The organism is Mucilaginibacter sp. P4_G9 (assembly GCF_056400985.1).
This window is the reverse complement of sequence record NZ_JBFUKF010000456.1, coordinates 1-3,832: the sequence shown is the minus strand read 5'-3', so window position 1 is coordinate 3,832 and position 3,832 is coordinate 1. Positions and strand designations below refer to the sequence as shown.

General features: G+C 39.2%; 6 protein-coding genes and 1 pseudogene. 3 read left to right on the top strand and 4 right to left on the bottom strand.

The annotated features are described in order from the left end of the window. Nucleotides 1-911: fatty acid desaturase (locus AC1DPZ_RS23635; RefSeq protein WP_477408084.1), on the bottom strand; the 911-nt coding region annotated here is incomplete at its 3' end. 369 nt (nucleotides 912-1,280) lie between these two features. Then, nucleotides 1,281-1,847: an acyl-CoA thioesterase gene (locus tag AC1DPZ_RS23630; RefSeq protein ID WP_477408082.1), complete on the bottom strand. Its 567-nt coding sequence runs from the start codon at nucleotides 1,845-1,847 to the stop codon at nucleotides 1,281-1,283. 136 nt (nucleotides 1,848-1,983) lie between these two features. Here AC1DPZ_RS23630 and AC1DPZ_RS23625 point away from each other — a divergent pair, with 136 nt between their 5' ends. Together AC1DPZ_RS23625 and AC1DPZ_RS23620 are read left to right on the top strand one after the other, a co-directional pair. Next, nucleotides 1,984-2,109, top strand: a complete 126-nt coding sequence (locus AC1DPZ_RS23625; RefSeq protein ID WP_477408080.1) for a hypothetical protein — start codon at nucleotides 1,984-1,986, stop codon at nucleotides 2,107-2,109. A 73-nt stretch (nucleotides 2,110-2,182) separates the two neighbouring features. Next, nucleotides 2,183-2,866 (top strand): hypothetical protein, encoded by a 684-nt coding sequence (locus tag AC1DPZ_RS23620; protein WP_477408078.1) that lies wholly within the window; start codon nucleotides 2,183-2,185, stop codon nucleotides 2,864-2,866. 3 nt (nucleotides 2,867-2,869) lie between these two features. Here the strand turns inward: AC1DPZ_RS23620 and AC1DPZ_RS23615 are convergent, their stop codons facing one another. Together AC1DPZ_RS23615 and AC1DPZ_RS23610 are read right to left on the bottom strand one after the other, a co-directional pair. After that, nucleotides 2,870-3,046 carry a hypothetical protein gene (locus AC1DPZ_RS23615; protein ID WP_477408076.1) on the bottom strand — a complete coding sequence of 59 codons (177 nt, stop codon included), beginning with the start codon at nucleotides 3,044-3,046 and terminating at the stop codon, nucleotides 2,870-2,872. 25 nt (nucleotides 3,047-3,071) lie between these two features. Next, the gene (locus AC1DPZ_RS23610; RefSeq protein WP_477408074.1) at nucleotides 3,072-3,437 is read right to left on the bottom strand and encodes a SpoIIAA family protein; all 366 of its coding nucleotides are present in this window, start codon (nucleotides 3,435-3,437) and stop codon (nucleotides 3,072-3,074) included. Between the two features lie 156 nt (nucleotides 3,438-3,593). Between AC1DPZ_RS23610 and AC1DPZ_RS23605 the strand changes: the two are divergent. Next, nucleotides 3,594-3,832 (top strand): annotated as a pseudogene (locus AC1DPZ_RS23605) (tRNA epoxyqueuosine(34) reductase QueG); the annotation flags it as partial.

The following is a 3,832-nucleotide window of genomic DNA, read 5'->3' as shown; positions in this document are numbered from 1 at the left end:
AACTGATGAGGCTTGAAGCCCGAGCGCGCGCTTTTAGGATACAGGTGATGGTTATTATGCCATTCGCCGGCTACATAACCTGGCCATAATTGGTTTATCGACATATCTTCCCGGTTATGGTCAACACCATCGCGCCGTTTATCCTCCCCTTTACCATGGCCTTCGTAATTAAAGGTACGTACGCCTACAGCCCACACACCAGCCGAGCCAAATACAGCGCAAGCCAGCGGAAGGTCCCCCAACTGGTAAAATACCGCGAACCAGAAACCCCAGTTAAGAATAATACCCGCAATGGTACGGTATGGGTTGGCAATGGTGCCCCATTTTTGATATTGCTTATAGGTATTTGGCGTTACACCAACATGCTTCATTAAGTTAATACATTTTTTGTAGGTCGCCTCACTCATATTGCGGGCTATTGGCTGATGATTAACATCGGCTAAAAAGCAATACAAAAAACCGCCCTGGGCATTATAAGGATCGCCGGGCTGATCGGATAAAGCATGATGCACGTGGTGCGATACGGCATAGATCTCCTCGGGGATAATTTTAAGTGTAAGATTCTGCGTAAAAAAACGCCAGAATTTATTACTGAAAGTGTAAGCATTGTGCGTACAATACCGGTGGTGCCATATGGTGCCGTGCGTACCCATGATGATCATGCTGTAAACAAAAGCTACTATGAGCCCGGTGATACTAAAATATTTAAAAATGAACAAAAACAGGATTGGCGCTAAGCAAAGTACCAGGAACCAACTTAAAAACGAGAGCCAGTTCTTTTTATCTTTAAACACATTAAGCCTGGAAAAAAACTCTTTTACTATTGTTGAATTGGTAGGTTTTATAAGGTTACCATCCTTATCTGCCCAACCGTATGAAGGTGGTTCGAGCACTGTGTTTAAGAAAGCCATTAAATAATCAGGATTAATTTGAATTGATACGGCACGAAATTATTGTCACAAGATAGTAAAAAATTACTATTTCATCATTTTATAGAAATTAGATGAGTTTGCCAAATCCACCAGTAATCTTAAAACGCTTTCCTAATAATTAAATTACTTATCAAAAAGTATATATTTTAGTATTTCTACGTAATACTTACTATTTAGGATACAATAACTTGTTAATTAGTTAAACAAAAAGTGGAATATTTTTTGTTAGCTGACCAACGGAAGGCTAAAATTGAAGGTGCTGCCTGCCAACCTGGGATGTTACCCATAAGCGGCCATCATTAAATTCTACCAGTTCTTTACACAAAAAAAGGCCTATGCCTGTGCTCTTTATCCGGCCACCAAACATCTTTCTCCCTCAAGCATCTGAATACAATGCTCATAATTATCGGGCATTTTTATTTGCTCAACTTCCTTCATATAACTTTGCTTTATTTCTTTACGACGGCGTGCCTCTATAAATCGCCTTACCTGCTCACGTTGTTCCAATATCAATCCGGGAACTTTAGCAGGCTTATTATTATCGTCTTTGGCTACCATGGTAAAATAGCTGGTGTTTGTGTGCTTCACAGAACTATTTTTGATATTTTCTGATATAACCCTAATACCTACTACCAATGATGTATTGCCTACATAATTAACCGATGCCATTAATGATACCAGTTCGCCCACCTCAACAGGGTGCAAAAAATCGACTGTATCAATAGATGCAGTTACACAGTAATTACCTGCATGTTTAGCGGCGCATACATAAGCCACCTTATCCATAAGCGACAGCAGAATCCCTCCATGAATCTTTCCACCAAAATTGGAATAAGAAGGGATCATAAGTTCGGTGATAGTAGTTTCAGAAAAACTTACCGTTTTATAATCAGATTGATCGAAGTGGGCTGTCATGTAATAAGAATTGTGATTACAAGTTTAAGCATCCCGCACTATTAATGCAACAGACGTATTGCATTATTGCAACAATAGTATTACATGATAAAACTTCATTAAACCTTAATGGTCCATAGGGTAGCTTTCCTAAACTATGAAAAAACAGCTATCAGTCACTTTTACACTTTTAGTATTAATTACACAGGTATTTGCCCAGCAATGCCACCCTGTAATGGCCGCAATGGCGGTGGCGGCGGTAGAAGAGGTAGTGGCGCAGTAGAAACCGATTTTAGCACGATGGGGTTGATATTGATAACAACCTGTTATATATTTACCCAAAATCAATAATACACTTGAAAAATATTATCCTGTTAATTGCTTTCTTTTTTTTTATGAATGCCGCATATGCACAGGAAACTGTTGAACGCAGCCATAGAATTAATGATCATATTACAGAGAAACTACATGTGCTAAAAAGCGACAAAAGTACAAGGCAGGGCTTGTACCAGGCTGTGTATAACAGAAAAATAGCTATAGCAAGCGGCCAGTTTGATAAGGATCTTAAAATTGGCATATGGCATTTTTACGATCCTGCTGGCCGTTTACTGCAGAATTACGATTACACCAAAAAGGAACTTTTGTATGAAGCTCCGGAAGATACCACCTCGAGTCTGCGGTATTTTGTAGATAAACACCTGGCCGATACCGACCATACCACCAAGCCGGTTAAAGCAGGTGGACGATACTATGGATACCTTCCCTATTTAAAATTATTTAAGCTACCGGCAAACCTTATGGATATCAGCCGGGATGTTTCTATCGCAGTTATTGAATTACTGGTTAGCCCGGGTGGCCGACTGGCTTATTTTAAAGTGAGCATTTACAGCGGCAACTTCTCAAAAACCTTCAACATGAATATCAACGCTTTGAACGAAGAAGACAAGGTATTTATACCAGCAACACTGAATGGTGAACCTATAGGCTGCCGGCTACTAATAAAATGCTTTATTGATGATGACGGGACTTTGATTTTTTAAAAACTACAAATCCTCCCCTGCCGGGCCTTTTCCTTTGTTTGATGATTCCACCTCGTATTCAATCTTTTCGCCGGGTTTTAGTTTGGCTTGCACGGCAAGCAGGGTATCTTCCCCGGTATTTTCTCCTATTTCATCATTGTGCAAATCAGAATCATCATTCTTATTATCGATGGGTTTCATGACTTTATATGTTAATTATTTTTTTTTATTTCTCCGTGATCCATTTGATAGCCTCATCCAGATCTTCTAAAGGGTAGCCCTTATACTTACCCGGTAATATGTATTTAAACAGGTGGCTAAACTCCCTTACCCCATTTTGATCGGTAACTATCGCCAGCTTGCCCCATTTGGTAAAGTATTTAAGGCCAATACCAATATCTCCACACCAGGCACCGGCTTCAAAGTTTTTTATTACAGTCTCCAATACCAGCAGAAAATTTATTTTTCCATTTTCTTTTATATGTTCGTCAAGCAATGGCTCAAGGGCTGCTTTATAGTCCTTATTAGTCATCACGCCGACGGCATGTATACCTAAAATGTTTTTCGGCAGATATTTTAAGTGTTCGAGCATTTATGTATACTGTATCTTAATAATAATTGACACAAAAATCACACCATTAATTAGCAAAAAATGCCTTTTTTCATACGTCAACAGGGTTTCAGGTGTAATTTATCCGGCAAAAAGTTCATTTTTGGGCTTCCAATTTATAGTATCTTTGCTTTTGTTATGCAAAACAGGACGCTATATAGCCAATTGATTAAAAACGAAGCCCAAAAGCTTGGTTTTTTGTTTTGCGGAATATCAAAAGCCGGGTTTCTGGAAGAAGAAGCTCCCCGTTTAGAATCATGGCTAAAAAAGAACATGCATGGCGAAATGCAATACATGGAAAATCACTTTGATAAACGCYTTGACCCGCGCCTGTTAGTGGATGGTGCAAAATCGGTGATCTCATTAGGTATTAACTA

Bases quoted from the DNA above. Each gene is read 5' to 3' on its own strand.
- AC1DPZ_RS23615 (WP_477408076.1), bottom strand. From the start codon at position 3,046: ATGAAACCCATCGATAATAAGAATGATGATTCTGATTTGCACAATGAT.
- AC1DPZ_RS23625 (WP_477408080.1), top strand. From the start codon at position 1,984: ATGAAAAAACAGCTATCAGTCACTTTTACACTTTTAGTATTAATTACA.
- AC1DPZ_RS23630 (WP_477408082.1), bottom strand. From the start codon at position 1,847: ATGACAGCCCACTTCGATCAATCTGATTATAAAACGGTAAGTTTTTCT.
- AC1DPZ_RS23610 (WP_477408074.1), bottom strand. From the start codon at position 3,437: ATGCTCGAACACTTAAAATATCTGCCGAAAAACATTTTAGGTATACAT.